The following is a 24,486-nucleotide window of genomic DNA, read 5'->3' as shown; positions in this document are numbered from 1 at the left end:
GCGCCGCGCCGCCGCGCCGGGATCGAGATCCGCGGGCTCGGGCCCTACAGGTGCCCCTCGTACGCCCGCGAGCGGAAGGAGCGCCGGTGCAGCTCCGACACGCCGTGCGTCCGGATCGCGTCCTGGTGCGCCCGCGTCCCGTAGCCCATGTGCTGATCGAAGCCCCAGTGCGGCAGGCGCGTGGCGGCGCGGCGCATGAAGCGGTCGCGGGTGACCTTGGCCACGATCGACGCCGCGGCGATCGCCGCGCTGCGGGCGTCGCCGCCGATGACCTTCTGCTGCGGGTGGCCGATGTCCGGCACGGCGAACCCGTCGGTCAGGCACAGCGCCCCGGGACGGGCGACGGAGCGCGCCGCGCTCGAGAGCGCCTCCAGGTTGGTGACGTGCAGGCCGCGGGCGTCGAGGCCCTCGACGCAGCGCGAGCTCGTCGCGACGCGCACGGCGATGCGCAACACGACGCAGAAGAGGCGCTCGCGCTCCTCCTCGTCGTGCCGCTTGGAGTCGTCGAGCGCGCCGAGCGCCCGGACCTCGCGCGGGCCGATCCGCTCCAGGTCGAAGAGCACGGCGCCGGCGACGAGGGGGCCGGCCAGGCAGCCGCGCCCCGCCTCGTCGGCCCCGACGACCCAGCGGACGCCGAGGGCCCGGTCGTGCGCGAAGAGCTGGCGCCCGCGGCTCACGCGACCCGGCCTAGACCCCGCCGATCTTCTTCGGCGGCCAGTAGGTGGCGAACGCGCCGCCGACGATCCAGTCGCGCGGCACCGGGCCCCAGAAGCGGCTGTCGTTCGACTCGCCGCGGTTGTCGCCCATCATGTAGTACATCCCGGCCGGGACCTTGATGGCCTTCGGCAGCGTGCAGGGGTTGTTGTCCGACCCCTGGCCCTCGCACGTGTCGCTGATGAACGGCTCGCTCTGGCGCTTGCCGTTGCGGATCACGTGGCCGTCGCGCACGGCGATCGTGTCGCCCGGTCCGGCGACGACGCGCTTGATGTAGTTCTCCTTGCCCCACTTGCCGCCGACGGTGGACGCGCACGGGCGCCCCTGCGCGATGTTGTCGCGGTCGCCGCACAGCCCGGGGCTCTCGTCCCCGAGCTTCAGGCCCGACTTCTGCGGCTCGGCGCCGCGCGGCGGGTGGAAGACGACGACGTCCCCGACGGACGGATCGCCGCCGAGGCGGTGGCCGATGCGGTTGACGAGCACGCGCTGACCGAGGTCGAGCGTCGGCAGCATCGAGCCGGAGGGGATCTGGTACGGCTTGACCAGGAGCCACTGGATGCCCAGGGCCAGGCCGAGCGCGACGACCACCAGGCCGACGAGCTCGACGACCGGGTGCAGCTTGCGCTTCTTCCCGGACGACGACGCCCCGGCCGTCTGCCGGGGCGATCGCTCTGCGCTCACGCGCGAATCCTGCGGATCAGGAGTCCGAGGACTCCGTCGCGGGCGCCTCGGCCTCGGGGGCCTCGGCGGCGGGCGCCTCGTCGGCGGCGGCCGGCGTGGGCTCGTCGACGGGGGCCTGGGCCGTCTTCTCCGGCGCGACGTAGCGCTTCTCGCGCACGCGGGCGGCCTTGCCGACGCGGCCGCGCAGGTAGTAGAGCTTGGCGCGACGCACGTCACCGCGGGCGGCGACGTCGATCTTCTCGATCTTCGGCGAGTTCAGCGGGAACGTGCGCTCGACGCCGACGCCGAAGGACTGCTTGCGGACGGTGAACGTCTCGCGGAGGCCGTGGCCCTGGCGCTTGATGACGATTCCCTCGAAGACCTGCGTACGGCGACGCGAGCCCTCGATCACCTGGAAGTGGACGCGAACGCGGTCACCAGGCTGGAACTCGGGGTTGGAGCGGAGCTGTTCACGCTCGAGCTTCTCGATCACGGTGGTCATCGGCGAGGGCCCGGACGGTCGGGAAAACACGCACCAGTACGTGATCCGGGCAAGACTGAAGACCTTAGCGGAGCGGCGGCGCCGACGCGCCGCGGTCCCGGGGCCGCCGGCGGCGAAGCGCCTGCACCTGGCGGGTCGCCGCTCGGCGGGCGCAGCGCGGCGGCCGAGGGCCTAGGCGCGGCCGAGGCGGTTGCCGCCGTCGCCGCGCTCGCGGCTGCGGGCCCGGCGCCAGGTCTCGATCTCGGCGTGGTGCCCGGACAGCAGGACGTCGGGCACCGTCCAGCCCCGGTACTCCGCGGGGCGCGTGTAGTGCGGGTACTCCGGGTCGCCGTCGAGCGCGACGCTGAAGCTCTCCTCCACCGCCGACTCCGCGTGCCCGAGCGCTCCCGGCAGCTTGCGCAGCACGGCGTCGCAGACGACCATCGCCGCCAGCTCGCCGCCGGCCAGCACGTACCGGCCGATCGACAGCGTGTCGGAGCAGAAGTGCTGGACGATGCGCTCGTCGAACCCCTCGTAGCGACCGCAGAGCAGGGTGATGCCCTCCTCCTCGGCGGCCAGCTCGTCGACGTACGCGTCGTCGAGGACGCGGCCGCCGGGGGTCAGGGCGATGACCCGGCGGTGCTTGCGCAGCTCGACGGGGTCCTCGTCGTACACGCCGCGGAGCGCGCGGTCCATGACGTCGACGCGCAGCACCATGCCGGCACCGCCGCCGAAGGGCGTGTCGTCGACCTGGTTGTTCGACATCCCGCTGTGGTCGCGCGGGTTGAACGTGCGCACCTCGTGGCCGTCGGCGGCCGCGTTGCGGACGTGGCGCTGCTGGCGGAACCAGTCGAACCAGTCCGGGAAGAGGGTCATGACGTCGAGCTGCACCCGCTCATCCTCCCGCAGCGCCGTCGCCGGCGTCCGCGCCCCCGTCGGACGGGGCCGGCGAGCCGTCGGCGCCGGGCTCGTCCTCGCCGAGGAACGCGAGGTCGACGACCACGCGCCGCGCGGGCACGTCGAGCTCGGGCATGCCCTCGCGGTGCATCGGCACGAGCAGGTCGGGCAGACCGCCGGGGCGGCGGACCTCGAGCACGTCGACGGACGGCAGGATGAGGACCTGGCGCACCTCCCCCACGTGCGCGCCGCGCAGCGACCGCACAGGCAGGCCGACGAGCTCCTCGGGCCAGAACTCGTCGTCGCCCAGGTCGGGGAGCGCCTCGCGCGGCAGGCGGATGTCGGTGCCGCGCAGCGCTTCGGCGGCGGCGATGCCGTCCACGCCCTCCAGGCGCAGCAGCGGCCGCTCGTCCGTGCCGCCGCGGCGGACGATCTCGCGCTCGACGTCGCCGACGAGCACGCGCACGCCCTGCTTGAGGACCGCGCCGCGCGGGCGGGTCACGGTGACGGTGCCGTCCAGGCCGTGCGGCTTGCCGACGCGCCCGCAGGCGACGAGGGCGTCGTCGCGACGCGAGGGGGCGCCGGCGGGCGGGGCCGCGGAGGGGCGCCCGTCGGCGTCGGCGGGCGGCGGGGTCGCGCCGGGGGCGGCCACGTCAGTCGTCGACGATGTCGACGAGGACGCGCTGCTCGCGGTGCGCGGCGGCGACCTTGACGACGGTGCGCAGCGCGTAGGCGGTGCGCCCGCCGCGGCCGATGACCTTGCCGTAGTCCCCGTCGTCGACGCGGAGCTCGAGCACGACAGAGCCGTCGTCCGCGTCCGCGTAGGGCGTGACGCGGACGGCGTCCGGGGCGTCCACGATCGCCCGCGTCAGGTCACCGAGCAGGTCGGCGACGGCGCTGGGATCGACGTCGGACGCGGTCACCGGTGGATCAGCGAGCCTCGATGCCCTGCGTGCGCAGGAGCTTCTTGACGGTGCCCGACGGCTGCGCGCCGACGGACAGCCAGTGCCGCACGCGGTCCTCGTTCACGACGATCGTCGAGGGCTCGGTCTGCGCGTTGTACTGGCCGACGGTCTCGATGACGCGCCCGTCGCGCTGGTTGCGGGAGTCGGAGGCGACGATGCGCCACACCGGGTTCTTCTTGCTCCCCACGCGGGTGAGCCTCAGTCGAACAGCCACGAACGTCCTTCAGTCACGGTCTCGGATAGGGCGCAGGCCAACTGAGGCCAGGCGCCGAAGAGCAGAAAGCCTACCGCTCCGGGCTACTTCTTGCGGCGACGCGCCGCGCGGCTGCCGCCGCGGACGCCCACCGGGGGTGCGCCGCCCGGTCCCAGGCCGCCCGCGCCGCCGGGCATCCCGGCGCCGCCCATGAGCTGGCCCAGGTCGCCCATCTTGCCGCGGCTCATCTGCTTCATGACCTTCCGCATCTGCTGGAAGTTCTTGACGAGCTGGTTGACCTGCTGGACGGTCGTGCCGGAGCCCTTGGCGATGCGCAGGCGGCGCGAGCCCTTGATGAGCTCGGGCTGCCGGCGCTCCTTCGGGGTCATCGACAGGATGATCGCCTCGACGCGGTCCATCTCGCGGTCGTCGATCTGGGCGTCCTTGAGCTGCGAGCCGACGCCCGGCAGCATGCCCAGGACCTTCGACAGCGGGCCCATCCGGCGGATCATCTTCATCTGCTTGAGGAAGTCCTCGAGCGTGAACTCGTTCCGCCGCAGCTTGCGCTCGAGCGCCTTCGCGTCCGACTCGTCGAACTGCTTCTCGGCCTGCTCGATGAGCGACAGCACGTCGCCCATGCCCAGGATCCGCTGGGCCATCCGGTCCGGGTGGAACTCCTGGAAGTCCGGGAGCTTCTCGCCCGTCGAGGCGAACATGATCGGCTTGCCGGTGACGGCCTTGACCGACAGCGCGGCGCCGCCGCGGGCGTCGCCGTCGAGCTTCGACATCACGACGCCGTCGAAGCCGGCCGCGGCGGCGAACTGCTCCGCCACGTTCACGGCGTCCTGACCCGTCATGGCGTCGACGGTCAGCAGGACGGTGTCGGGCCGGACCGCGTCGCGGATCTGGACGAGCTCCTCCATCAGCGCCTGGTCGACGTGCAGGCGGCCCGCGGTGTCGACGATGAGGACGTCCTTGCCGTCCTGCTTGGCCTGGTCGAGCGCCCAGCGGGCGACCTGGACGGCCGGCAGCTCGACGCCGCGGTCGTAGACCGTCGCGCCCGCCTGGCCGCCGACGACGCGCAGCTGCTCGACGGCCGCCGGACGCTGGACGTCGCAGGCCGCGACGGCGACGGAGGAGCCCTTCTCCTCCTTCAGCCAGCGGGCGAGCTTGGCCACGGCGGTCGTCTTGCCCGAGCCCTGCAGGCCCGACATGAGGATGACCGTGGGCGGGCGCGAGGCGAAGGTCAGGCCCTCGGACTCGCCGCCCATGAGGGCCACGAGCTCCTCGTGGACGATCTTGACGACCTGCTGGCCCGGGTTGAGCTGGCCGACGACGTCGGCGCCCAGGCAGCGCTCCTTGACCGTGGCGGTGAAGGACTTGACGACCTTGAAGTTGACGTCCGCCTCGAGCAGCGCGAGACGGATCTCGCGCATCGCGGCGTTGACGTCGCTCTCCGTCAGCGTGCCGCGCTGACGGACGTCGTCGAGGGTCGCCTGGAGCTTTTCGGAGAGGGCGTCGAACACGTCTTCCCCAGTCTCGCACGCCCGGGCCCCGGCGGCGACGTGCCGGGGCCCGCGGGGCGGCTACGCCGGGCGCTCGGCGCTGCTGCCCTGCGGCGCCGGCGCCGTCCCGGCGGCCGCGTCGGTGGGCGCCGCGCCGAGGGCCGCGCGACCGGCCGCGTCGCCGCCGCCGTCGACCGGGCCCTGGCCCGACGCCTGGCGCAGCGCGTCGACCGCGCCGCCGAGCCCGGCGATGCCCTGCGTGATCTCGGACGGGATCACGAAGACCTTGTTCGCGGAGCCCTTCGCCAGCTCGGGCAGCATCTGCAGGTACTGGTAGGTGAGCAGCTCGCGGTCGGGGCCGCCGGCGTGGATGGCGGTGAAGACCGTGTCGATGGCCTTCGCCTCGCCCTCCGCCTTCAGGACGGCGGCGGTCTTCTGGCCCTCGGCCTTCAGCACCGCGGCCTCCTTCTCGCCCTGCGCCGTCAGGATCTGGCTCTGCTTCGAGCCCTCGGCCGTGAGGATCGACGCGCGACGGTCGCGCTCGGCGCGCATCTGCTTCTCCATCGCGTCGAGGATCGTCGCCGGCGGGTCGATCGCCTTCAGCTCGACGCGGCTCACGCGGATGCCCCACTTGCCCGTCGCCTCGTCCAGGACGGTGCGCAGCTGGGCGTTGATCTCGTCGCGCGAGGTCAGCGCCTGCTCGAGCGTCAGGCCGCCGATGACGTTGCGCAGCGTCGTCGCCGTCAGCTGCTCGATCGCCTGCAGCGGGTTGGCGACCTCGTAGGTCGCCGACTTCGGGTCGGTGATCTGGAAGTAGAGGACCGTGTCGATCTGCACCGACACGTTGTCCTCGGTGATCACGGCGTTCGGCGGGAAGCTGACGACCTGCTCGCGCAGGTCCAGCAGCGGCAGCAGGCGGTCGATGAACGGCACCGTGATCCGCAGGCCCGGCTCGAGCGTGCGGTGGTAGCGGCCCAGGCGCTCGACGATGCCGGCGCGGGCCTGCGGGATGATGCGGACGGTCTTCGCCGCCAGCAGCAGGGCGAAGACGAGGACGACGACGACGGCGATGAGGGCGGCCACGGCGGGGCTCCGGGACGGGGAACGGGGCCGCCAGCCTACCCCGCGGGCGCCCGCGCTGCGGTGGCCGTGCCGGCCGCGTCAGTCGGCGACGACGACCGTCGCGCCGTCGATCTCGAGGACGGTGACGGTCTCGCCTGCCGGCACGTCCTCCAGCCCGGCGCTGCGGGCGCTCCACACCTCGCCGGCCAGGCGCACCTGCCCCGTGCGCTCCGGCCCCTCGAGCGCCCGCACGACCGTGGCGGTGCGGCCGACGAGCGCGGCCGTCCCCGTCCGCGTCGTCGACGGCTGGCGCAGGTGCCGCTTGGCGACGGGGCGCACCGCCAGGAGCGTGACGGCCGCGACGACGGCGAAGACGAGCAGCTGCGGCGCCAGGTCACCGCCGAGCGCCGCGGTGGCCGCCGCCCCGCCGGCCCCCAGCGCGAACGGCCCCAGGAAGAGCGAGAGCGTCAGGACCTCGCCGGCCCCGAGCACCACGGCGACGATGAGCCAGACGAGCCACGCGTCCATGGCGCCAGCCTAGTGCCCGCGCGCCCGCCGCCGTGCCGTGGCGCGCTCAGGCGCGCGGCGCCGCCACGTCGTCCGGCCGGACGAGCGCCTGCGCGAAGTCGTCGGCGTCGAACGGGCGCAGGTCCTCGAGCGCCTCGCCGATGCCGATGAGCTTGACCGGGATCTGCAGCTCCTGGGCGATCGCGATCGCGATGCCGCCCTTCGCCGAGCCGTCGAGCTTCGTCAGCACGATGCCCGAGACCGGCGCGACCTTCGAGAACTCCATCGCCTGGCGCAGGCCGTTCTGGCCGGTCGTCGCGTCGACGGTCAGCAGGATCTCGTGCGGCGCGCCCGGCAGGAGCTTCTCGACCACGCGGCGCACCTTCGACAGCTCCTCCATGAGCGGCAGCTGGGTGTGCAGACGGCCGGCGGTGTCGACGATCACCACGTCCGCGCCCGACTCCCGCCCGCGCCGGACCGCCTCGTAGGCGACCGAGGCCGGGTCCGTGCCCTCCTTGCCGGTCACGACCTCGACGCCCGCGCGGGTGCCCCAGATCTGCAGCTGCTCGACCGCCGCCGCGCGGAACGTGTCGGCGGCGCCGAGCACGACGCGCTGGCCGAGCTCGTGGGTGAGGACGTGGGCGAGCTTGCCGATCGACGTCGTCTTGCCCGTGCCGTTGATGCCGCAGACCATGATCACCGTCGGGGCGTGGCGCAGGTCGATACGCGCGTCGCCCGTCGGTCGGGCCGCCTCGGCGAGCAGCTCCGCCAGACGCGCCTGGAGCGCCTGCGGGTCGGTGACGCCGCCCGTCGTGGCCTCGGTCTCCAGCCGGCCGACGATGTCCGCCGTGGCGCGGGCGCCGACGTCGGCCATGATCAGCGCCTCCTCCAGGCGCTCCCACGTCTCGTCGTCGAGCGTGTCGAACAGCGTCTGCGTCAGCTCGGCGCCCAGCGCCTCGCGGGTCTTGCGCAGATTCTGGCGTAGGCGCTTGAAGAAGCGACCGCGCTTCTCGGGCTCCTGGGCCCGGCTCGCCGCGGCGACCTGCGCGCGCGCCTCGTCCAGGGTGAAGAGGTCGGTCCACTCGCGCGCCATCCCTCCGAGGGTAGCGAGCGGCGGCCGGCGGACCGGGGCGCCGCGCGCGGCGGGACGCGCTCAGCCCTCGGCGCCGACGCCCATGCCCGGCAGGGACTCCGGGCGGGCGTCGGACTGGTCCAGGCGGCGCGAGACGACCTTCGACACGCCGTCGCCGCCCATCGACACGCCGTAGAGCGCGTCTGCCACGTCCATCGTCCGCTTCTGGTGCGTGACGACGATGAACTGCGCGCGGTCGCGGTAGCGGCGCAGGAGCTGCAGGAAGCGGTCGATGTTGAGGTCGTCGAGCGCGGCCTCGACCTCGTCGAGCACGTAGAACGGCGACGGCTTCGCCAGGAACACCGCGAAGAGGAACGCGATGGCGGTCATCGTCTTCTCGCCGCCCGACATGAGCGTCAGGCGCTTCATCGACTTGCCGGCGGGCGTGATCTCGATCTCGACACCGACATCGTCGTCCTCCTCGACCGCGTCCTGGTCGGCGTCGTCGAGCGACGCGTCCGACGCCGCGCCGTCGTCGCCCTCGGCGCGGGCGCCCTCCTCCTCGCCGCGCACCAGGCGCAGCCGGCCGCGACCGCCGGGGAAGACGTGCTGCGCCAGCTCCTCGAAGTTGCGCGAGCACGCCGCGAACGTCTGCTCGAACGTCTCGCGGATCTGGCGGTCCGTGTCACGGACGAACGCGCGCAGCTCGCGCAGCGCGGTCTCCAGGTCGGTGCGCTGGATCTCGAGCGTCTCGACGTGCTCCCGCGCCTCGTCGTAGGCGTCCTTGGCCAGCGGGTTGACGGGGCCGAGCTGCTCGCGGCGCTTCTGCAGCCGGGCGATCCGCTCGCGCAGCTGCGTGGCCGTCTCTGGGTCGAGCGCCTCGTCGGCGGGCTCCGCCGGCAGGCCCAGCCGCTCGGCCAGCGCCTCCAGCTCGACCACGATCTCGCGCTCCTGGTCGCCCGCCCGCTGGGCCGCGACCTCGGCGGCGGTCAGGCGGTCGCCCGTGCGCCGCAGGGCCTGCGACAGCTCCGCCTCGCGCGACGCGCAGGAGCGCAGGCGGCCCGCGACGTCGTCCCCCGCTTCGCGGTCGGCGCGGACGGCCTGCTCGAGCGTCGCGGCGCGCTCGCGGAGCGCCCGCAGCGCGTCGACGAGCGCCGTCGTGATGCGTTCCCCGGCCGGCACGAGCGCCTCGTCGGCGGCGAGCGCCTCGCGCAACGACGCCTCGCGGGCCGCCCGCTCGGCCCGCTCGCGCCGCAGCCGCTCGGCCGTGCGGCGCTCGGCCTGCAGCTCGCCGACGAGGTGCGCGCGGTGGACCGCCGTCGGCCCCTCGTCGGGGGCGAGCTGGCGGCGCTGGACCGCCCGCACGGCGTCGCGCAGCGCCTCCTCGGCGTCGACGACCGCACGGCGCGCCTCGCGCGACGCCTCCTCGTGCCGCTCGCGCTCGCGGTCGACGTCGGCCAGCTCGTCCCGCAGCGCCTCCACGGCCTGCACCGCCGCGTGCTCGGCCTGCGCCGCGGCCTCGCTCTCGCCGACGAGCCGGTCCCGCCGGTTGCGCTCGGCGAGCACGCGGTCCTCGCCACCCTGGGGGCTGCGCTGCAGCTCCCCCACCCCCACGCGCCAGACGTGGCCGTCGGCCGTCACCAGGGTCCCGGCGAAGCCCGCGGGCGCCGCGTCGGGGAGCGCGTCGACGAGCCAGGCGTCCACGAGCATCCGCCGGGCGATCGCCACGGCATCGTCCTCGCCGCGGACGGCGGGCGCGAGCGGCTCGGCGCCCGGCAGCGGCGGGTCGCCCGCGACGTCGGCGACGGCCGCGTCGGCCGGCAGCAGCACCCGGCCGCCGTCGCGGCCGGTCCGGCCCAGCAGCTCGCGGCCCGTCGCCGGGTCGGCGGCCACCGCGGCGCTCAGCCGGCCGTCGAGCGCCGCCGCGACGGCGAGCTCGCGCCCGTCGGCCACGCGCAGGCCGGCGGACAGGGTGCTGACCTTCGGCGCCCCGGGACGGCCGCCCGCCACGCCGCCGACCCCGCGCAGGAACTGGTTGGCCGCCGCGAGCTGGGCGCCGACCTTCGCGGCCTCCCGGCGGGCGCGCTCCGCGGCGCCCTCCAGCTCGCGGCGCCGGACGCGCACCGCCTCGGCCTTCGCGTCGATCTCGCGGCCGGCGGCGCGCACGGCTTCGGCCGCCTCGCGGGCCGCCGCGACCGCCGCCTCGGCCTCCTCGCGCTTGCCCTCGAGGAGCGCGACCTCGCGCTCGAGCGTCTCCTGCCGCTGGCGGTCGAGCTCGGCGAGCTCCGCCTCGAGCCCCTCGATCCGCGACGCGCCCGCCTCGTCGGGCTCGTCGGCGGCCGCCTGCGCGCGCAGGGCGGCCAGGTCCTCCTGTCGCCGCTCGATGCGCTCGGCCAGCGCCTGCCGGCGGTCCGCGACGCGCTCGACGCGCAGCTCGACGCGCTCGGCGGCCGAGGCCACGCGGCGGGCGCGGGACGCCAGGCGGTCGCGCCGCTGGGCCTGCTCGGCGAGCGCCTCCTCGGCCTGCCGGCGCTCCGCCACCACGGCGTCCAGGTCCGCCTGAAGGCGCTCCCGCTCGGCCAGCGCCGACGTGCGCTCGGCGTCCGCGGTCGCCCGCTGCGCGCGCCGCTCGCGCAGCCCGTCGCGGACGAGCTCCCAGCGGGCCTCGACGGTCTGGCGCTCCAGGCGCTCGTGCAGCTCGGCCGCCTCGGCCTGGCGCTTGAGCGGCCCCAGCTGCTTGCGGGCCTCCTGCTCGACGATCAACGCCTGGTCCAGGTTGGCCCGCGTCCGCTCCAGCTTGAGCTGCGCGCGGCGGCGGCGCTTGCGGTGCTTGCCCAGGCCCGCGGCCTCCTCGATCAGCAGCCGGCGGTCCTTCGGCTTCGACGTGACGATCGCCTCGACGCGGCCCTGCGAGACGACGGAGTGCGCCTCCTTGCCCAGGCCCGTGTCCGAGAGGACCTCCTGCACGTCGGTCAGCCGGGCGCGGGCGCCGTTCAGCCGGTAGCCGCCCTCGCCCGAGCGGTCCAGCCGCCGGACCACGGAGATCTCGCCGACGGGCAGGTCGACCGTGCCGTCGGAGTTGTCGAGGACGAGCTCGACCTCGGCCGCGTCGCGGGCCTGCACGCCGCGGCCGCCGCCGAAGATGACGTCCTGCATCGACTGCCCGCGGATCGCGAGCGGGCGCTGCTCGCCGAGCGCCCAGAGGATCGCGTCGGTCACGTTGCTCTTGCCGGACCCGTTCGGGCCGACGACCACCGAGACGCCCGGATCGAACTCCAGCCGGGTGCGGTCGGGGAAGGACTTGAAGCCCTTGAGCGTGAGCGACTTGAGGTGCATCGCTACGCGCCGAGAGCGGCGAGCGCCTCGCGCGCGGCCTCCTGCTCGGCGAGCTTCTTCGAGCGGCCGCGGCCGGACCCCAGGACGTCCCCGTCGACGAGCGCCTCGACGACGAACGTGCGGTCGTGCGGCGAGCCGATCTCGTCCGTCACACGGTACTCGACCGTGCGGCCCCGGGCCATGAGCCACTCCTGCAGCCGGCTCTTGTGGTCCGCGGGGCGGTCGAGCGCGTCGCCGAGCTCCGGCGCGAACGCCTCGACGACGGCCTCGGCGGTGCGCTCGTAGCCGTGCTCGAGGTAGCAGGCGCCGATGATCGCCTCGCAGATCGACGCGAGCACGCGCTCGGTGCGCGAGAGCTCGGCGACGCGGCGGCGCAGGTTGTCGGGCGCCGTCTCCGCCATCCGCCGCGGCACCTCGAGCCGCTCGGCGACCCGGCGGCACGGTGCGGCCGAGACGGTGCCCGCCCGCACCTCGGTCAGCCGCCCCGCCCCGAAGCGCTCGGCATCCAGGGTGTGGAACAGGTGCGTCGAGATCGCCAGCTCGAGGACGCTGTCGCCCAGGAACGCCAGCCGCTCGTACGACTCCGACCGGCGCGCTGTCCACGACGCGTGGCTGAAGACGGGGCGACGCGCCGCCTCGGGCAGGGCGTCGAGCAGGTCGCGCAGCTTGCGCGTGGGGACGTCCTCGGCCACCGGGGCCTACGACGCGGTCGCCGGGAGGTGGCGGAGGACGGCGTCGGCGGCCTCGCCCACGGTCGTGATCCGGGCCGCCTCCTCCTCGGGGAGCACGACGCCGTGCGAGTCCTCCAGCTCCTGCACGAGCGTGAAGAGATCGAGCGAGTCGGCCTCGAGGTCCTCCTTCAGCCGCGTGGACTCCGTGATCTGGTCCGGGTCCACCTCGAGCTCCTCCGCGAGGTGGCGCCGGACGATGTCGAGGACCTCGTCGCGCGTCATGATCGCCAGACGCTAGCTGGTGGCCCGGTCAGCGGGCGGGGCGGCGACCGCGGCGGGCGCGCGGCGCAGCGCGCCCGCGGCCTCCAGGTCGGCGTGGATGAGGTCCGTGACGGATCGCTCCGCGCCCTGGGCCGCGAGCAGGATCGCCTGCGCGAAGCCGTCGCGCGAGAAGCGTCCGTGCGGCACCACGCCGAGCGACTTCAGGCCCAGCAGGTAGGCCCCGCCGGACCGCTCGGGGTCGATGGACGCCTTGAAGCGCCCGAGCGAACGGCGCAGCAGCAGCCCGCCCAGCATCGCGACGGGGCTCGACATCGCGGCGCTGCGGACGCCGGAGACGACGCTCTGCGACACGCCCTCCATCAGCTTGAGCGCGACGTTGCCGGTGAACCCGTCCGTGACGACGACGTCGGCCACGCCGGCGGTCAGGTCCTTGCCCTCGACGTTGCCGACGAAGCGGATGTGCGGGTGGTCGGCGAGGCGGTCGCGCAGCGTGGCGTGGACCTCGACGACGTCGGGCGTGCCCTTCGTCGGCTCCTCGCCGTTGCTCAGGAGGGCCAGGCGCGGACGCTCGATGCCGAGCACGGTGCGGGCCAGGGCCGCGCCCATGAAGCCGAACTGCACGAGGTGGTCCGGGCGGGACTCGACGTTCGCGCCGACGTCGACGAGCGTCACGGGACTGCCCGGCGTGGGCAGCGGCAGCGCGAGCGCGGGCCGGTGGATGCCGCGAGCCCGACGGACGTGCATGAGCCCCGCGGCGAGCGCGGGGCCGGTGGCGCCGGCGACGACGAAGGTGTCCGCCTCGCCCTTCGCGACGGCGCGGACGGTCTGGACGATCGAGGCGTCCGGGTTGCCGCGGACGGCCGCGGCGGGGTCCGGCGCCTTCGCGATGGACAGCGGGGCGTCGATCACCTCGACGCCGGACGCGCCGTCCACGACGGCCAGCAGCTCGGCGGCGGGGCCGTAGAGCCGCACCGCGACGCCGCGCCGGGCGGCGATGAGGGCGCCGGCGGCGACCTCGGCGGGGCCGAGGTCGGCCCCGGTCGTGTCGACCGCGACGGTGACCGTCATGCGTCAGGGGCGCCGGCCCGGGGGCCGGCGGCGCGTCCTAGAAGTCGAGCGAGCTCTTCGGGGCGACGACGACGCGGCCGTCGTAGTAGCCGCACGTGCCGCACACTCGGTGCGGGATGCGCGGGCTGTGGCACTGCGGGCACTCGTTGACCGTAGGACGGGCAGCCTTGTGCTGCGCACGGCGCTTGGCGGTACGGGCGTGCGACTGCTTCTGCTTCGGTACGGCCATAAGGCGAGGAACAATAGGGGATCCGCGCGCGGCGTGTCGCGCGGTTCCCCCTGCACCGGGCGGGGGTCCTAGGACCCCTGCACGAGGTTGCCGTCCTCGTCGAAGCGGATGCTGGCCAGCGCCGCCATCCGCGCGTCGGGCTTCGCCTCGTGGCGGTGGTCCGGGTGCTCGTTCAGGTTCTCGCCGCACTCGGGGCACAGGCCCTTGCAGTCCTCCGTGCAGAGGATCCGCTGGGGCAGCGAGAAGACGAACGAGTCGTTGGCCCAGCGGCCCAGCTGCAGCTCGTCGCCGTCGACGTACTCCGAGTCGAACTGCTCCTCGGGGTCGCGCTTCTTCTGCTCGAGCTCGCGGACGTCGACGTCGATCGTCGTCTCCGTCGGAGCCAGGCAGCGCATGCACGGGCCGGAGAGCTGCGTCGCGAACCGCAGCTGCAGCGCGTAGCCGCCGCCGAGCATGCGGGAGACGTCGAGCCGGACCTCGGGGACGGACGGCTCGGGGGCGTAGCCCTGCTCGCTCAGCCGGATCGCGTCGAGCGCGACGGGGAGGTCGAGTCGCCGGCCCTCGCCCGGGCCCATGCGCAGCCCGGCGAGATCGATGATGTCGGTGGGCTCCATTCCCCCAGGGTACTCCGCGGGGGCTGCGGGCCGGACCGGCCGGTCCGGCGGGCGGACGTCGCCGCGCGGCCGGCCTCTCGGGGCGGCCGGGCGACCGGGCGGCTCAGCGCTCGGCGCCCTCGAGCTCGGCGTCGTCCTTGCCCTGCAGGCGCTCGCGCCCGCGGCGCACCGCCGCGATGAACTTCATGAGGTTCACCTCGAGCGTGTTCAGGATCTCGTCGGCGTAGTCCTCGGCGCCCAGGCGGATCTCCCGCTCGCGGGCCCGCGCCTCGTCGATGATGTCGTCGGCCTCGCGCTCGGCGAGCTTGACGACCTCCTGCTGGGACACGAGCTCGACCTGCTGCTCCTTGCCCTCCTTGATGATGCGCTCGGCCTCGCGCTTCGCCTCGGCCAGCATCTCCTGCCGCTCCTTGACGATCCACCGGGCCTGCTTGATCTCCTCGGGGATCGTGGCCCGCATCTGGTCGAGGATGTCGAAGATCTCCTCGCGGTCAACGCGCACCTGGTCCGTCAGCGGGACCGGCTTCGCGTTGTGTACGAGGTCGTCGAGTTTGTCGATGAGGACCAGAACGTCCATGGCATACGTCCGTTTCGCGGCGCGTCCGGGAAGTCCTCCTTCCCGACCGCAACCCGATGGAGGGTTTCGTACATCCTGCCCTATCCCGCAAAGTGCGCCAATCCGCGGGCGCTCGCGTGCAAGATCGTGCCCACGCCGCGGCGACGCGGAACCGCGCGGGCGGCGCCGCCCGCGGCGGAGCCGTGGGCGCTACGACGCGGCGCGCTGCCGCGTCAGGCGCTCCGCCAGCTGCTCGGCGACCGGGGCGGGGACCAGGCCCTCGATCCGGCCGTCGAAGCGCGCCAGCTCCTTGACCCAGCTGGACGACAGGTACGCGTACCGCGGGCTGGCCATCACGAAGACGGACTCGATGTCCGGGGCCTGCTCGCGGTTGAGGTGGCCCATCTCCATCTCGTACTCGAAGTCCGAGATCTGCCGCAGGCCCTTGACGATCGCCTGGGCGCCGACGCGCCGGGCGAACGTCACGACGAGCTCGAAGAACGGCTCGACGCGGACGTTGTCGACGCCGGCCTCGGCGAGGGCGTCCTGGATGAACCCGACGCGCTCCTCCGTCGAGAACAGCGCGGAGCTCTTGCGGACGGACTGGTTCACGACCGCCACGACGACCTCGTCGAACAGGCCGGCGGCCCGCTTGATGATGTCGAGGTGGCCGTTCGTGACCGGGTCGTAGCTCCCGGGGACGACGGCGATGCGTGGTTCGTGGCTGCGACTCATGGGCGATGGATGGCGATGAGGGTGTCCCCGTAGCGACGCTCGTCCGCGGTCCCGAGGGCGTCCAGGATCAGCGGATCACGACGGTCGGATTCCGTCACCACCCGCGCCCCCTCCCCCAAGAGCGGCCGCAGCACCTCGGCGAGCACCGGGCGGAGCCGGGGCGCGTCGCGGTACGGCGGGTCGAGCACGACGAGATCGTATGCCTCGCCGCGTCCCGCTGCGTCCCGGACGTGCCGCAGGGCGTCGCCGGCCACGACGCGGGCCTGCTCCGGAGCCAAGTCCAGCGCGCCCACGTTGGCGCGCAGCGCGGCGAGCGCGCGCCGGTCGCGCTCGACGAACGTGGCGTGCGACGCCCCGCGCGAGAGGGCCTCCAGGCCGAGCGCGCCGGTGCCGGCCCACAGGTCCAGGACGCGCGCGCCGCCGAGCGGCCCGAGGATCGAGAACAGGGCCTCGCGCACCCGGTCGCTCGTCGGCCGGGTGCCGTCCCCGGGCGGCGCGACCAGGCGCCGCCCCCGGTGGATGCCGGCGACGATCCTCACGCCGGGATCGCCTGGCCGTCCTCGCCGAGGGCGGCGGCGCGGGCCAGCAGCTCGTCGCGGAGCGGCGCGTGCACGGGGTCGGACAGGTCGGGGTCGGTCGCGGCCAGCTCCTCCGCGACGTCGCGGGCGCGCAGCAGCAGGTCGCCGTCGTCGGGCAGTCGGGCGGTGCGGAAGCGGGCGATCCCCGACTGTCGCGTGCCGAGCAGCTCGCCCTCCCCGCGGAGCTGCAGGTCCACCTCGGACAGCGCGAAGCCGTCGGCGTGCGAGGCCAGCGCCCGCAGCCGCGCGGTGCTCTTCGGGCCGAAGAGCAGGCACGTGGAGGCGTGGGCGCCGCGACCGACGCGCCCGCGCAGCTGGTGCAGCTGCGAGATGCCGAAGCGCTCGGCGTTCTCGATCAGCATCACCGTGGCGTTCGGCACGTCGATCCCCACCTCGATGACCGTCGTGGCGACGAGGACGTCGGCGTCGCCGCCCGCGAAGCGCTCCATGACCGCCTGCTTCTCGGCGGGGCGCATCTGGCCGTGGAGCAGCGCCACGCGCAGGTCCTTCAGCTCGCCCGCCTGCAGGCGGGCGTGCTCAGCCACCGCGGAGCGGGCGTCGAGGGCCTCGGAGTCGTCCACGAGCGGGCAGACGACGAACGCCTGCCGCCCCGCGGCCACCTCCTCGCGGATCTTCTCGTAGGCCCGCGCGCGCTCGCGGTCCGTGGCGCAGACGTGCGTGGCCACCGGCTTGCGGCCCTTGGGAAGCTGCCGCAGCGCCACCACGTCGAGGTCGCCGTAGGCCAGCAGCGCCATCGTGCGCGGGATCGGCGTGGCGGTCATGTGGAGCATGTGCACCGCGCCCGCCCCGGCCGGCCCCGCGGCCGCCTTGCGGTCCAGGGCGGAGCGCTGGCGCACCCCGAAGCGGTGCTGCTCGTCCACCACGGCGACCGCGAGCGAGCGGAACACGACGGGATCCTCGATCAGCGCGTGGGTGCCGACGAGCAGCGGCAGCTCCCCGGACGCCAGGCGCTCGAGGGTCCGGCGGCGGCGGGCGCCCGTCGTCGAGCCCGTGAGCAGCTCGACCGGGACGAGGATGTCCGGCAGCAGCGACTGGATCGTCCGGAAGTGCTGCTCGGCCAGCGTCTCCGTCGGCGCCATGAGCGCCGCCTGGTGCCCGCACTCGACGGCGCGGAGCATGGCGTGGAGCGCCACCACGGTCTTGCCCGAGCCGACCTCGCCCATCAGCAGGCGCTGCAGCGGCTCGGGGCGGGCCAGCGCGGCGGCGTTCTCCGCCACCGCCCGCTCCTGGTCGCCCGTGAGCGGGAAGGGCAGGCCCTCGGCGCGCCAGCGGTCGGTCAGGCCCGTCGGCCCGTCGAGGGTCACCGCGCTGCGCCCGTGCCCGTGGGCGCGACGGCGGCGCAGGTACTCGAGCTGCGTCATCAGCAGCTCGTCGAAGGCCAGGCGCCGACGACCGCCATCGTGGTCCCCCAGGTGCGCGGCGTGCAGCGCGTCCACCCGGCCGGCGAGGCGCTGGCGGGCGCGCAGGCGGCCCGGCAGGGGGTCGACCGCGTCGTGCAGGTCCTCCCCGAGCTCCCGCACGCGCGCGAGGATCTCGATCGACGTCAGACCCTCGGACGCCGGGTAGCGCGCGACGGCCGGGGCGTCGGGCGGGGGGCCGGCGTCGGCGGGAGCCTCGTCCGGCAGCACGCCGTCGTCGAGGGTGGCCGGCGCGGGGAGCGGGTCGCTGCTGGGGGCGTGCGCCTGCACGGAGAACCGCCCCGGACCCTTCAGCGTGCCGTTGAGCAGGAGGCGCGTGCCCGGCGGGTAGCGCTCGACGAGCCACGGCTGGTTGAAGAACGCGACGCGCAGGGTGCCCGTGCCGTCGGTGACCAGCGCCTCGACCAGCGGGCGCATCCCGCGCCGGCGCACGGGCCGGCTGGCGATCCGGCGCACCTCGACCAGGACGGTCGTCCGCTCCTCCGGGCGCAGGCCCGAGATCGTGCCGACGCGGCCGCTCTCGACGGGCAGATGCGTGAGGAGGCCACCGACGGTGTCGATGCCCAGCGTCGCCGCCGCGGCGAGCGCCTTCTTGCCCGTGAAGCCGCTGGACCGCGCCCAGCGCGACGGGCGCGGCCGCCGGACCGGTGCGGCGCGCAGGGCGTCGCGACCCAGCGGCTCGCCCGTCGCGAAGGCGACGGGGCCGGCGGGCCCGGCGTCGTCCCTCCGCGGGGCGGCGGCGTCGTCGCGGACCGGGGCGGCGTCGGCGGCGTGCGGATCCTCCGCCGGGGACGGCGTCGCGTCGCGGTCGTCGCGCGGGACGACGGGGAGGGGTGCGGCGTCGGCGGCCACGTCCGCGGATCGTCGCGGACCGCTCGGACGGTCCGCGGAGGAGCGGCCCGGGCCGCTCACTCGGCGGCGACGAGCCACCACCAGGCGGGCTGCCCGCCAGGGATGACCTCGAGCTCCACGTCCGCCGGCGCGAGGGCCGACACGGCGTCGTCCGCCAGCGGGGTCTCGGCCGCGGTGAGGACCGTCACGAGCTCGCGGCCCGCGCCGACGCGCGAGAGCACGGTGCGCAGCGTCGCCTGCGGAGCGCCCCAGGCGACCAGCTCGTCGCCGACGTACCCGAGGGCGTCGCCGACGTCGAAGCGCCCGGCCGGATCCTTGCGCGCCGACGGCGCGACGCCGCCGGTGGCCAGCTCGTCCAGCAGCTCCTGCAGCCGCGCCGCGTTCGTGGCGGCGTCGTCGTCGGGCGCGTGCTCGACCGCGATGGCGAGCCCGGCCTGGAGCGAGCGGGTCGGCACGACTGCGACCGGCTTCTCCGCCAGCTCGGCTGCGCGCTCGGCGGCCATGCGGACGTTCGGGTTGTTCGGCAGCAGGACGACCTCGTCCGCGGGCGCCTCGTCGACGGCGCGGACCAGGTCGGCGGTCGACGGGTTCATCGTCGTGCCGCCGTCGACCAGCCGGGCGCCGAGGGCGGCGAAGCCCGCGGCCACGCCGTCGCCGGCGACGACGGCGACGAGGGCGCTGCGGGTGCGCGCGGCGGGCTCGGCCGCCGCCGCGGCGGCGACGGCGCCCGCGCTGCGGGCCGCGACCTTGGCGGCGTTGGCGGCCACCTGCTCGTGCATGTCGGCGACGTCGACCCGGGTGACGTCGGCGTCGCCGAACAGCGCCATCGCCGCCTGCGGCTCGTCCGTGTGGACGTGCACCTTCAGCGTCTCCTCGTCGCCGACCACGACGATGATCGAGTCGCCGAGCTCGGCGAGCTCGCGGCGCGCGCGGCCCGCGTCGAGCCCGCGACCGGTGACCGCGAAGTTCGTGCAGTACCGGAACGTCTCGGACTGGTGCTCGATGCCCTCCAGGCGCGCCGCCGCGTACGTCCGGATGTCGAACTCCTCGGCGGGCGTGCCCGCGCCGACGGAGCGGATCACGCCGGCGAAGAAAATGAGCAGCCCGAAGCCGCCCGCGTCGACGACGCCCGCCTCCTTGAGCGCCGGCAGCAGCTCGGGCCCCTCGTCGAGGGCGCGCTGGCCGGCCGCGATGGCCTCGGCCAGCACGAGGGCGAGCGCGGCGTTCTGCTCCGCGTCGCCCGCGGGGGCCGCGAGCTGCGCCGGATCGAGCAGCGCGACGCGGTGCGCGGCGGCGCCCGCCATCTCGCGGACGACGGTGAGGATCGTCCCCTCGACCGGCTGGCGGACGGAGTCGTAGCCGCGCCGGGACGCCGCCGCGATCGCCGCCGCGACGAGCGGGGCGCTGATCAGCTCGCCCGGACGGGCGACGAGCTCCTCCGCCGCGCCGCGGATGAGCTGCGAGAGGATGACGCCGCTGTTGCCGCGCGCGCCCAGCAGGGCGGCGCGGGCGAGACGCTGGACGAGGGCCGTGCGCCCCGGGCCGTCGGCCGAGACGCCGCTCTCGATCGCGGCGTCCAGCTCGCCGACGACCGAGCGGAGCGTCAGGGCCATGTTGTCCCCCGTGTCGCCGTCGGCGACCGGGAAGACGTTCAGGTCGTTGATCTCCTGACGGCGCGACTCGAGGTGCGCCAGCGCGTCCGCCACGATCTGGCGGAAGCGGACGATGCTGGGATCGGCCGGGGTCAACGTGGGTGCGGCAGCCGGGCGCGCGGCGCCGGCGCTAGACGGCCTTCTGGACCTTGCCGGCCTTGAGGCAGCGCGTGCACACGTACGCGCGGCTCGGAGCGCCGTTCAGGACGATGCGGATCTTCTGCAGGTTCGCGTCGAACCGGCGCTTCGTGGCACGCATGGAGTGGCTCCGGCTCTGGCCGAACGCCGGACCCTTTTGGCAGTTGATGCAGACCTTGGCCATAAGGCGAGGAAGTCTATCGCGCAACCGCCGGGCGGTGTCGTGCGCCTAGCGGCCCGCGGGCTCCTCGGTCCGCGCGGGCTCGGCCGGGCGGGCGGGGTGGCGCGGGCGCCGGGGCGGCGCGGGCAGCCTGTCGGCCAGGCGGCCCGGCTCGCGCAGCCGCACCGCGGACGGGGCCGCGGTCGGCAGCGGCGGCTCGGAGCCCCCGCCCCCGCGCGGCGCCACGGGCGCCGGGCGCGGCGTGCCGCCGTCGTCGTCGCGGAACCACCCCCGGATCTCCTCCCGCGCGTCGCGCGGCATGAGCCGCCAGCCGAGGTACGCGCCCCCGACGGCATGTGGGAGGAAGATCGCCAGGAGGGCGATGGCCTCGGTGCCCATCCGTGGAGCGTACCGACTCGCATCCGTGGACTCCACGGATGCCGTCCCGTGCGGGACGCGCGCGTCGTCGGCCCGGCCGACGACGGGCGTCCCGACCGCCTCAGGCCCCCGCGAGGCTGCGGCGCACGGCGTGCAGGCGCAGGATCGCGTCCGCGGCGTGGCGGCCCGAGTCGCGCTTGTCGCCGCCCGAGCGGGCCAGCGCCTGCTCCATCGTGTCGACCGTCAGGACGCCGAACGCCGTCGGCACCCCGGTCTCGAGCCCGACCTGCGCGATGCCGCGCGCGGCCTCCGAGCACACGTAGTCGTAGTGGTCCGTCTCGCCGCGGATGACCGCGCCGACGCACGCCACGCCCGCGTAGCGTCCGGACTCGGCCAGGTACTTGGCCGCCAGCGGCAGCTCGTAGGCGCCGGGCACCTCGAAGACGTCGGCCGGCTCGTGGGTCTCCCCCGCCGCCGCGGCCGCCTCGGCGAACGCCGCCTGGGCGCCGGCGATCAGGCGGTCGGCGAGGTCGCGGTAGAACGTCGCGGCCACGATGGCGAAGCGCGGAGCGGTGCTCATCGGCCGTCCTCCGTCAGCGCCGGCGCCGGGTCGGGCGCGTGCTGCCGCCCGTGCTCGGGGTGGTCGCGCACCTGCTCGGCGCGCAGCATCTCCTCGTCGAGCGGCAGCCCCTGGTGGTGGAGCATGTGGCCCATCCGGTCCCGCTTCGTGCGCATGTAGCTCTCGTTGTGCTCGTTCGCCGGGTGCTCGATCGGCACCTGCCGGGTGACGGACAGGCCGTAGCCCTCCAGGCCGCGGATCTTCTTCGGGTTGTTCGTGAGGATCCGGATCGAGGTGAGACCCAGGTCGACGAGGATCTGGGCCCCGATGCCGTAGTCCCGCAGGTCGGCCGGGAGCCCCAGCTTGAGGTTGGCGTCGACGGTGTCGTAGCCCTCCTCCTGCAGCTTGTAGGCCCGGAGCTTGTTGAGCAGGCCGATGCCGCGACCCTCCTGCGCCAGGTACAGCAGGACGCCTTCGCCCGCCTGCTCGATCATCGCCAGGGCCGACTCGAGCTGCTCGCCGCAGTCGCAGCGCAGGGAGTGGAAGACGTCGCCCGTCAGGCACTCGGAGTGCACGCGGACGAGCACGTCCTCCTTGCCGGCGACGTCGCCCTTGACGAGCGCGACGTGGTGCTTGTCGTCGACGAGCGAGCGGTAGCCGACGGCGGTGAAGGTGCCGAAGGCCGTGGGCAGGTTGATGTCGACGACGCGCTCGACGAGGCGGTCGTGCTTGCGGCGGTAGGCGATCAGGTCGGCGACCGTGATCATCTTGAGCCCGTGCTCCTCGGCGTACGGCACGAGGTCGGCGACGCGGGCCATCGACCCGTCGTCGTTCATGACCTCGCAGATCACGCCGGACGGGTGCAGGCCGGCCAGACGGGCCAGGTCGACGGACGCCTCGGTGTGGCCGGTGCGCTCGAGGACGCCGCCCTTCTTCGCCTTCAGCGGGAAGACGTGGCCGGGGACGACGACGTCGCGCGGCCCCGAGCGGGGGTCGATCGCGACCTTCACCGTCTGGGCGCGGTCGGCGGCCGAGATGCCGGTGGTGACGCCCTCGCGGGCCTCGATCGAGACGGTGAACGCGGTCTCGAACTGCGCCTCGTTCTTCGCCGCCATCAGGTCCAGGCCGAGCTCGTCGCAGCGCTCCGGCGTCAGCGCCAGGCAGATCAGGCCGCGCGCGTGGCGGGCCATGAAGTTGATCGCCGTGGCGTCGGCGAACTGCGCGGCGACGACGAGGTCGCCCTCGCTCTCGCGGTCCTCGTCGTCGCAGACGATGACCATGCGCCCCTGGCGGATGTCCTCGATCGCGTCCTCGACCCGGTCGAACGGGTTGTCGAGGGTGCGCTGGCGTGTGTCGCTCACGAGCGGTCCTTTCCGGCGAGCAGCTTCTCGACGTGCTTCGCGAGCACGTCGACTTCGAGGTTGACGACGTCGCCGGGAGCCACGCGGCCCAGCCGGGTGCGCTCGAGGGTCTCGGGGATGAGCGAGACCTCGAGCGCGGCGTCGTCGATGGCGGAGACGGTGAGGGAGACGCCGTCGATCGTGATCGAGCCCTTCTCGACGACGTAGCGCAGGAGCGACGGGTCCTCGGGCGCGATGCGCACGATCCGGGCGAACCCGTCGGGGCGCGTGGACTCGACGCGGGCGGTGCCGTCGACGTGGCCCTGCACGACGTGGCCGCCGAAGCGGTCGCCGGCGGCCATCGCGAGCTCCAGGTTGACGCGCGCCCCGACGCTCGCGGCCGAGCCCAGGCTGGTGCGCCGCAGCGACTCGTTCATCACGTCGGCGACGAAGCTGGGGCCGTCGGCGTCCTGCTCCGTCTCGCCGACCGCGGTCAGGCAGCAGCCGTTGACCGCGATGGAGTCGCCGGGGCGCAGCTCGCCCGCCAGCGGGGTGCGGACGCGCAGCCGCACGCCCTCGTCCTGCTCGTCGACGGCCACGACCGTCCCGAGGTCCTGCACGATGCCCGTGAACACGGCGCTCACCACTCCTTCAGGCGGGCGATGGTCAAGAGGTCGTCCCCGATCGGCCGGCGGCTGATGTCGAGGGGACGGGCGGCGTCGGCGATCCGCTCGCTGCCCTCGCCGCCGATGATGCCCGGGGCCTGGCGGCCGCCGATGATCAGCGGCGCGACGAACAGGCGCAGCTCGTCGACCTCGCCGGCGTCGAAGAACGCGCCGGACAGGTGCGAGCCGCCCTCGAGCATGAGCGACGTGACGCCGACGGAGCCCAGCTCGGTCAGCGCGGCGCGCACGCGCGAGTGCTCGTTCTGGCCGGAGACGACGAGGACCTCGACGCCCGACGCGCGCAGCGCGTCCGTCGCGGAGCGCGAGGCGGCGCGGGTCGTGATCACCGTGACCGGCGCCTCGTCGACGCTCGTCACGAGCCGGCCGTCGAGCGGCAGGCGACCCTCCGAGTCGAAGACGACGCGGCGCGGCTGGCGCTCGACCCCGGGCACGCGGGCGGTCAGCTGCGGGTCGTCGGCCAGCGCGGTCCCGATCCCGACGACGACCGCGTCCACCTCGGCACGCCACTGGTGCGCCAGGTCGCGGGAGGGCCCGGACGAGATCCACTTCGAGTCGCCGGCGTGCGTGGCCAGGCGCCCGTCCAGGCTCGTCGCCGTCTTGAGCATCACCCAGGGCAGGCCGGTCCGCGCGTGCTTGCGGAACGCCTGGTTGAGCAGCCGCGCGCGGCGGCCCGCGTCGGACTCCGGCGCGGCGACGTCGACCTGCACGCCCTCGTCGCGCAGGATGCCCAGACCCCGGCCGGCGGCCTTCGGCGAGGGATCGTCCGACGCCACGACGACGCGGCCGAAGCCGGCCGCGAGGATCGCGTCGGTGCACGGCGGGGTGCGGCCGTGGTGGCAGCAGGGCTCGAGCGAGACGTAGATCGTGGCGCCGCGCAGGTCGGCGTCGCCGGCCGCGGCGATCGCGGCGACCTCGGCGTGCGGTCCGCCGGCCCGGGCGTGCCAGCCCTCGGCGACCGTCGTGCCGTCGCGCGTGATCACCGCCCCGACCATGGGGTTCGGGCTCGCCCCGCGGCGGCCGCGTTCCGCGAGGTCCAGGGCCCGGCCGAGCAGGGCCTCGTCACGTGCGTCGATCGTCATCCGGAGAACGGAGGATAGGGACCGCGCGGCCCCGGCCCCCGCGGGACGGGGCGCGCGGGCCGGAGCCGCGCCGGGGCG

Annotated in this window: 27 protein-coding genes and 1 pseudogene; all 28 read right to left on the bottom strand. The window is 74.9% G+C overall.

The annotated features are described in order from the left end of the window. Positions 1-44: 44 nt before the first annotated feature. A complete protein-coding gene (locus J3P29_RS08850) occupies positions 45-677 on the bottom strand; it encodes a ribonuclease HII (protein WP_210492742.1) in 633 nt (210 codons plus the stop codon). 10 nt (positions 678-687) lie between these two features. Beyond that, positions 688-1,395: a signal peptidase I gene (gene lepB, locus J3P29_RS08845; RefSeq protein WP_210492741.1), complete on the bottom strand. Its 708-nt coding sequence runs from the start codon at positions 1,393-1,395 to the stop codon at positions 688-690. Between the two features lie 130 nt (positions 1,396-1,525). Further along, a pseudogene (gene rplS / locus J3P29_RS08840) lies at positions 1,526-1,876 on the bottom strand (50S ribosomal protein L19); the annotation flags it as partial. A 171-nt stretch (positions 1,877-2,047) separates the two neighbouring features. After that, on the bottom strand, positions 2,048-2,746 hold the full coding sequence (gene trmD, locus J3P29_RS08835; protein WP_210492739.1) for a tRNA (guanosine(37)-N1)-methyltransferase TrmD: 699 nt from the start codon (positions 2,744-2,746) through the stop codon (positions 2,048-2,050). 4 nt (positions 2,747-2,750) lie between these two features. Beyond that, a complete protein-coding gene (rimM, locus tag J3P29_RS08830) occupies positions 2,751-3,404 on the bottom strand; it encodes a ribosome maturation factor RimM (RefSeq protein WP_210492738.1) in 654 nt (217 codons plus the stop codon). A gap of 1 nt (position 3,405) precedes the next feature. Next, on the bottom strand, positions 3,406-3,675 hold the full coding sequence (locus J3P29_RS08825; protein WP_349239791.1) for a KH domain-containing protein: 270 nt from the start codon (positions 3,673-3,675) through the stop codon (positions 3,406-3,408). 7 nt (positions 3,676-3,682) lie between these two features. Beyond that, positions 3,683-3,931, bottom strand: coding sequence for a 30S ribosomal protein S16 (gene rpsP, locus J3P29_RS08820; protein WP_210492737.1), 249 nt, complete (start codon positions 3,929-3,931; stop codon positions 3,683-3,685). A gap of 83 nt (positions 3,932-4,014) precedes the next feature. After that, positions 4,015-5,436, bottom strand: coding sequence for a signal recognition particle protein (gene ffh / locus J3P29_RS08815; protein WP_210492736.1), 1,422 nt, complete (start codon positions 5,434-5,436; stop codon positions 4,015-4,017). A gap of 60 nt (positions 5,437-5,496) precedes the next feature. Next, positions 5,497-6,498, bottom strand: a complete 1,002-nt coding sequence (locus J3P29_RS08810; RefSeq protein ID WP_210492735.1) for an SPFH domain-containing protein — start codon at positions 6,496-6,498, stop codon at positions 5,497-5,499. A 78-nt stretch (positions 6,499-6,576) separates the two neighbouring features. Beyond that, positions 6,577-7,005, bottom strand: coding sequence for an NfeD family protein (locus tag J3P29_RS08805; RefSeq protein ID WP_210492733.1), 429 nt, complete (start codon positions 7,003-7,005; stop codon positions 6,577-6,579). Positions 7,006-7,051: 46 nt separating this feature from the next. Further along, positions 7,052-8,077 carry a signal recognition particle-docking protein FtsY gene (gene ftsY / locus J3P29_RS08800; protein WP_210492732.1) on the bottom strand — a complete coding sequence of 342 codons (1,026 nt, stop codon included), beginning with the start codon at positions 8,075-8,077 and terminating at the stop codon, positions 7,052-7,054. Between the two features lie 60 nt (positions 8,078-8,137). After that, positions 8,138-11,392: an AAA family ATPase gene (locus J3P29_RS08795; protein WP_210492731.1), complete on the bottom strand. Its 3,255-nt coding sequence runs from the start codon at positions 11,390-11,392 to the stop codon at positions 8,138-8,140. A 2-nt stretch (positions 11,393-11,394) separates the two neighbouring features. Beyond that, complete coding sequence (locus J3P29_RS08790) at positions 11,395-12,084, bottom strand: putative dsRNA-binding protein (protein WP_210492730.1); 690 nt, start codon at positions 12,082-12,084, stop codon at positions 11,395-11,397. A gap of 6 nt (positions 12,085-12,090) precedes the next feature. Then, entirely contained in the window at positions 12,091-12,345 is a 255-nt protein-coding gene (locus tag J3P29_RS08785) for an acyl carrier protein (RefSeq protein ID WP_210492728.1), read from the bottom strand. A 12-nt stretch (positions 12,346-12,357) separates the two neighbouring features. Next, on the bottom strand, positions 12,358-13,413 hold the full coding sequence (locus J3P29_RS08780) for a phosphate acyltransferase (protein ID WP_210492726.1): 1,056 nt from the start codon (positions 13,411-13,413) through the stop codon (positions 12,358-12,360). A gap of 37 nt (positions 13,414-13,450) precedes the next feature. Beyond that, positions 13,451-13,642 carry a 50S ribosomal protein L32 gene (rpmF, locus tag J3P29_RS08775; protein ID WP_210492724.1) on the bottom strand — a complete coding sequence of 64 codons (192 nt, stop codon included), beginning with the start codon at positions 13,640-13,642 and terminating at the stop codon, positions 13,451-13,453. A gap of 68 nt (positions 13,643-13,710) precedes the next feature. Then, positions 13,711-14,256, bottom strand: coding sequence for a DUF177 domain-containing protein (locus J3P29_RS08770; RefSeq protein ID WP_210492723.1), 546 nt, complete (start codon positions 14,254-14,256; stop codon positions 13,711-13,713). A 103-nt stretch (positions 14,257-14,359) separates the two neighbouring features. Further along, on the bottom strand, positions 14,360-14,833 hold the full coding sequence (locus J3P29_RS08765) for an ATPase (protein ID WP_210492722.1): 474 nt from the start codon (positions 14,831-14,833) through the stop codon (positions 14,360-14,362). A 189-nt stretch (positions 14,834-15,022) separates the two neighbouring features. After that, on the bottom strand, positions 15,023-15,547 hold the full coding sequence (coaD, locus tag J3P29_RS08760; RefSeq protein WP_210492720.1) for a pantetheine-phosphate adenylyltransferase: 525 nt from the start codon (positions 15,545-15,547) through the stop codon (positions 15,023-15,025). Then, entirely contained in the window at positions 15,544-16,086 is a 543-nt protein-coding gene (gene rsmD / locus J3P29_RS08755; protein ID WP_210492719.1) for a 16S rRNA (guanine(966)-N(2))-methyltransferase RsmD, read from the bottom strand. Before rsmD ends, coaD begins: the two co-directional genes overlap by 4 nt. Then, positions 16,083-18,416, bottom strand: coding sequence for an ATP-dependent DNA helicase RecG (locus J3P29_RS08750; protein ID WP_349239790.1), 2,334 nt, complete (start codon positions 18,414-18,416; stop codon positions 16,083-16,085). Before J3P29_RS08750 ends, rsmD begins: the two co-directional genes overlap by 4 nt. A 56-nt stretch (positions 18,417-18,472) precedes the next feature. Then, complete coding sequence (locus J3P29_RS08745; protein ID WP_210492718.1) at positions 18,473-20,164, bottom strand: DAK2 domain-containing protein; 1,692 nt, start codon at positions 20,162-20,164, stop codon at positions 18,473-18,475. 34 nt (positions 20,165-20,198) lie between these two features. Beyond that, a complete protein-coding gene (gene rpmB / locus J3P29_RS08740) occupies positions 20,199-20,390 on the bottom strand; it encodes a 50S ribosomal protein L28 (RefSeq protein ID WP_210492717.1) in 192 nt (63 codons plus the stop codon). Between the two features lie 45 nt (positions 20,391-20,435). Beyond that, on the bottom strand, positions 20,436-20,765 hold the full coding sequence (locus tag J3P29_RS08735; RefSeq protein ID WP_210492716.1) for a hypothetical protein: 330 nt from the start codon (positions 20,763-20,765) through the stop codon (positions 20,436-20,438). A gap of 100 nt (positions 20,766-20,865) precedes the next feature. Beyond that, positions 20,866-21,324, bottom strand: coding sequence for a 6,7-dimethyl-8-ribityllumazine synthase (gene ribH, locus J3P29_RS08730; RefSeq protein WP_210492714.1), 459 nt, complete (start codon positions 21,322-21,324; stop codon positions 20,866-20,868). Then, positions 21,321-22,664, bottom strand: coding sequence for a bifunctional 3,4-dihydroxy-2-butanone-4-phosphate synthase/GTP cyclohydrolase II (locus J3P29_RS08725; protein ID WP_210492712.1), 1,344 nt, complete (start codon positions 22,662-22,664; stop codon positions 21,321-21,323). The genes ribH and J3P29_RS08725 overlap by 4 nt, the downstream gene beginning before the upstream one ends. Then, positions 22,661-23,278, bottom strand: coding sequence for a riboflavin synthase (locus J3P29_RS08720; RefSeq protein WP_210493035.1), 618 nt, complete (start codon positions 23,276-23,278; stop codon positions 22,661-22,663). The genes J3P29_RS08725 and J3P29_RS08720 overlap by 4 nt, the downstream gene beginning before the upstream one ends. A gap of 5 nt (positions 23,279-23,283) precedes the next feature. Next, positions 23,284-24,408, bottom strand: coding sequence for a bifunctional diaminohydroxyphosphoribosylaminopyrimidine deaminase/5-amino-6-(5-phosphoribosylamino)uracil reductase RibD (ribD, locus tag J3P29_RS08715; RefSeq protein WP_210492711.1), 1,125 nt, complete (start codon positions 24,406-24,408; stop codon positions 23,284-23,286). Positions 24,409-24,486: the final 78 nt, after the last annotated feature.

Origin of the sequence: Patulibacter sp. SYSU D01012, assembly GCF_017916475.1 — a bacterium.
GTDB lineage: Bacteria > Actinomycetota > Thermoleophilia > Solirubrobacterales > Solirubrobacteraceae > Patulibacter.
This window is presented reverse-complemented; position numbering and strand designations above follow the sequence as displayed.

Bases quoted from the DNA above. Each gene is read 5' to 3' on its own strand.
- J3P29_RS08780 (WP_210492726.1), bottom strand. From the start codon at position 13,413: ATGACGGTCACCGTCGCGGTCGACACGACCGGGGCCGACCTCGGCCCC.
- rpmF (WP_210492724.1), bottom strand. From the start codon at position 13,642: ATGGCCGTACCGAAGCAGAAGCAGTCGCACGCCCGTACCGCCAAGCGC.
- ribD (WP_210492711.1), bottom strand. From the start codon at position 24,408: ATGACGATCGACGCACGTGACGAGGCCCTGCTCGGCCGGGCCCTGGAC.
- J3P29_RS08735 (WP_210492716.1), bottom strand. From the start codon at position 20,765: ATGGGCACCGAGGCCATCGCCCTCCTGGCGATCTTCCTCCCACATGCC.
- ftsY (WP_210492732.1), bottom strand. From the start codon at position 8,077: ATGGCGCGCGAGTGGACCGACCTCTTCACCCTGGACGAGGCGCGCGCG.
- coaD (WP_210492720.1), bottom strand. From the start codon at position 15,547: ATGAGTCGCAGCCACGAACCACGCATCGCCGTCGTCCCCGGGAGCTAC.
- J3P29_RS08770 (WP_210492723.1), bottom strand. From the start codon at position 14,256: ATGGAGCCCACCGACATCATCGATCTCGCCGGGCTGCGCATGGGCCCG.
- J3P29_RS08805 (WP_210492733.1), bottom strand. From the start codon at position 7,005: ATGGACGCGTGGCTCGTCTGGCTCATCGTCGCCGTGGTGCTCGGGGCC.
- ribH (WP_210492714.1), bottom strand. From the start codon at position 21,324: ATGAGCACCGCTCCGCGCTTCGCCATCGTGGCCGCGACGTTCTACCGC.
- J3P29_RS08765 (WP_210492722.1), bottom strand. From the start codon at position 14,833: ATGGACGTTCTGGTCCTCATCGACAAACTCGACGACCTCGTACACAAC.
- J3P29_RS08785 (WP_210492728.1), bottom strand. From the start codon at position 12,345: ATGACGCGCGACGAGGTCCTCGACATCGTCCGGCGCCACCTCGCGGAG.
- rpmB (WP_210492717.1), bottom strand. From the start codon at position 20,390: ATGGCCAAGGTCTGCATCAACTGCCAAAAGGGTCCGGCGTTCGGCCAG.
- J3P29_RS08795 (WP_210492731.1), bottom strand. From the start codon at position 11,392: ATGCACCTCAAGTCGCTCACGCTCAAGGGCTTCAAGTCCTTCCCCGAC.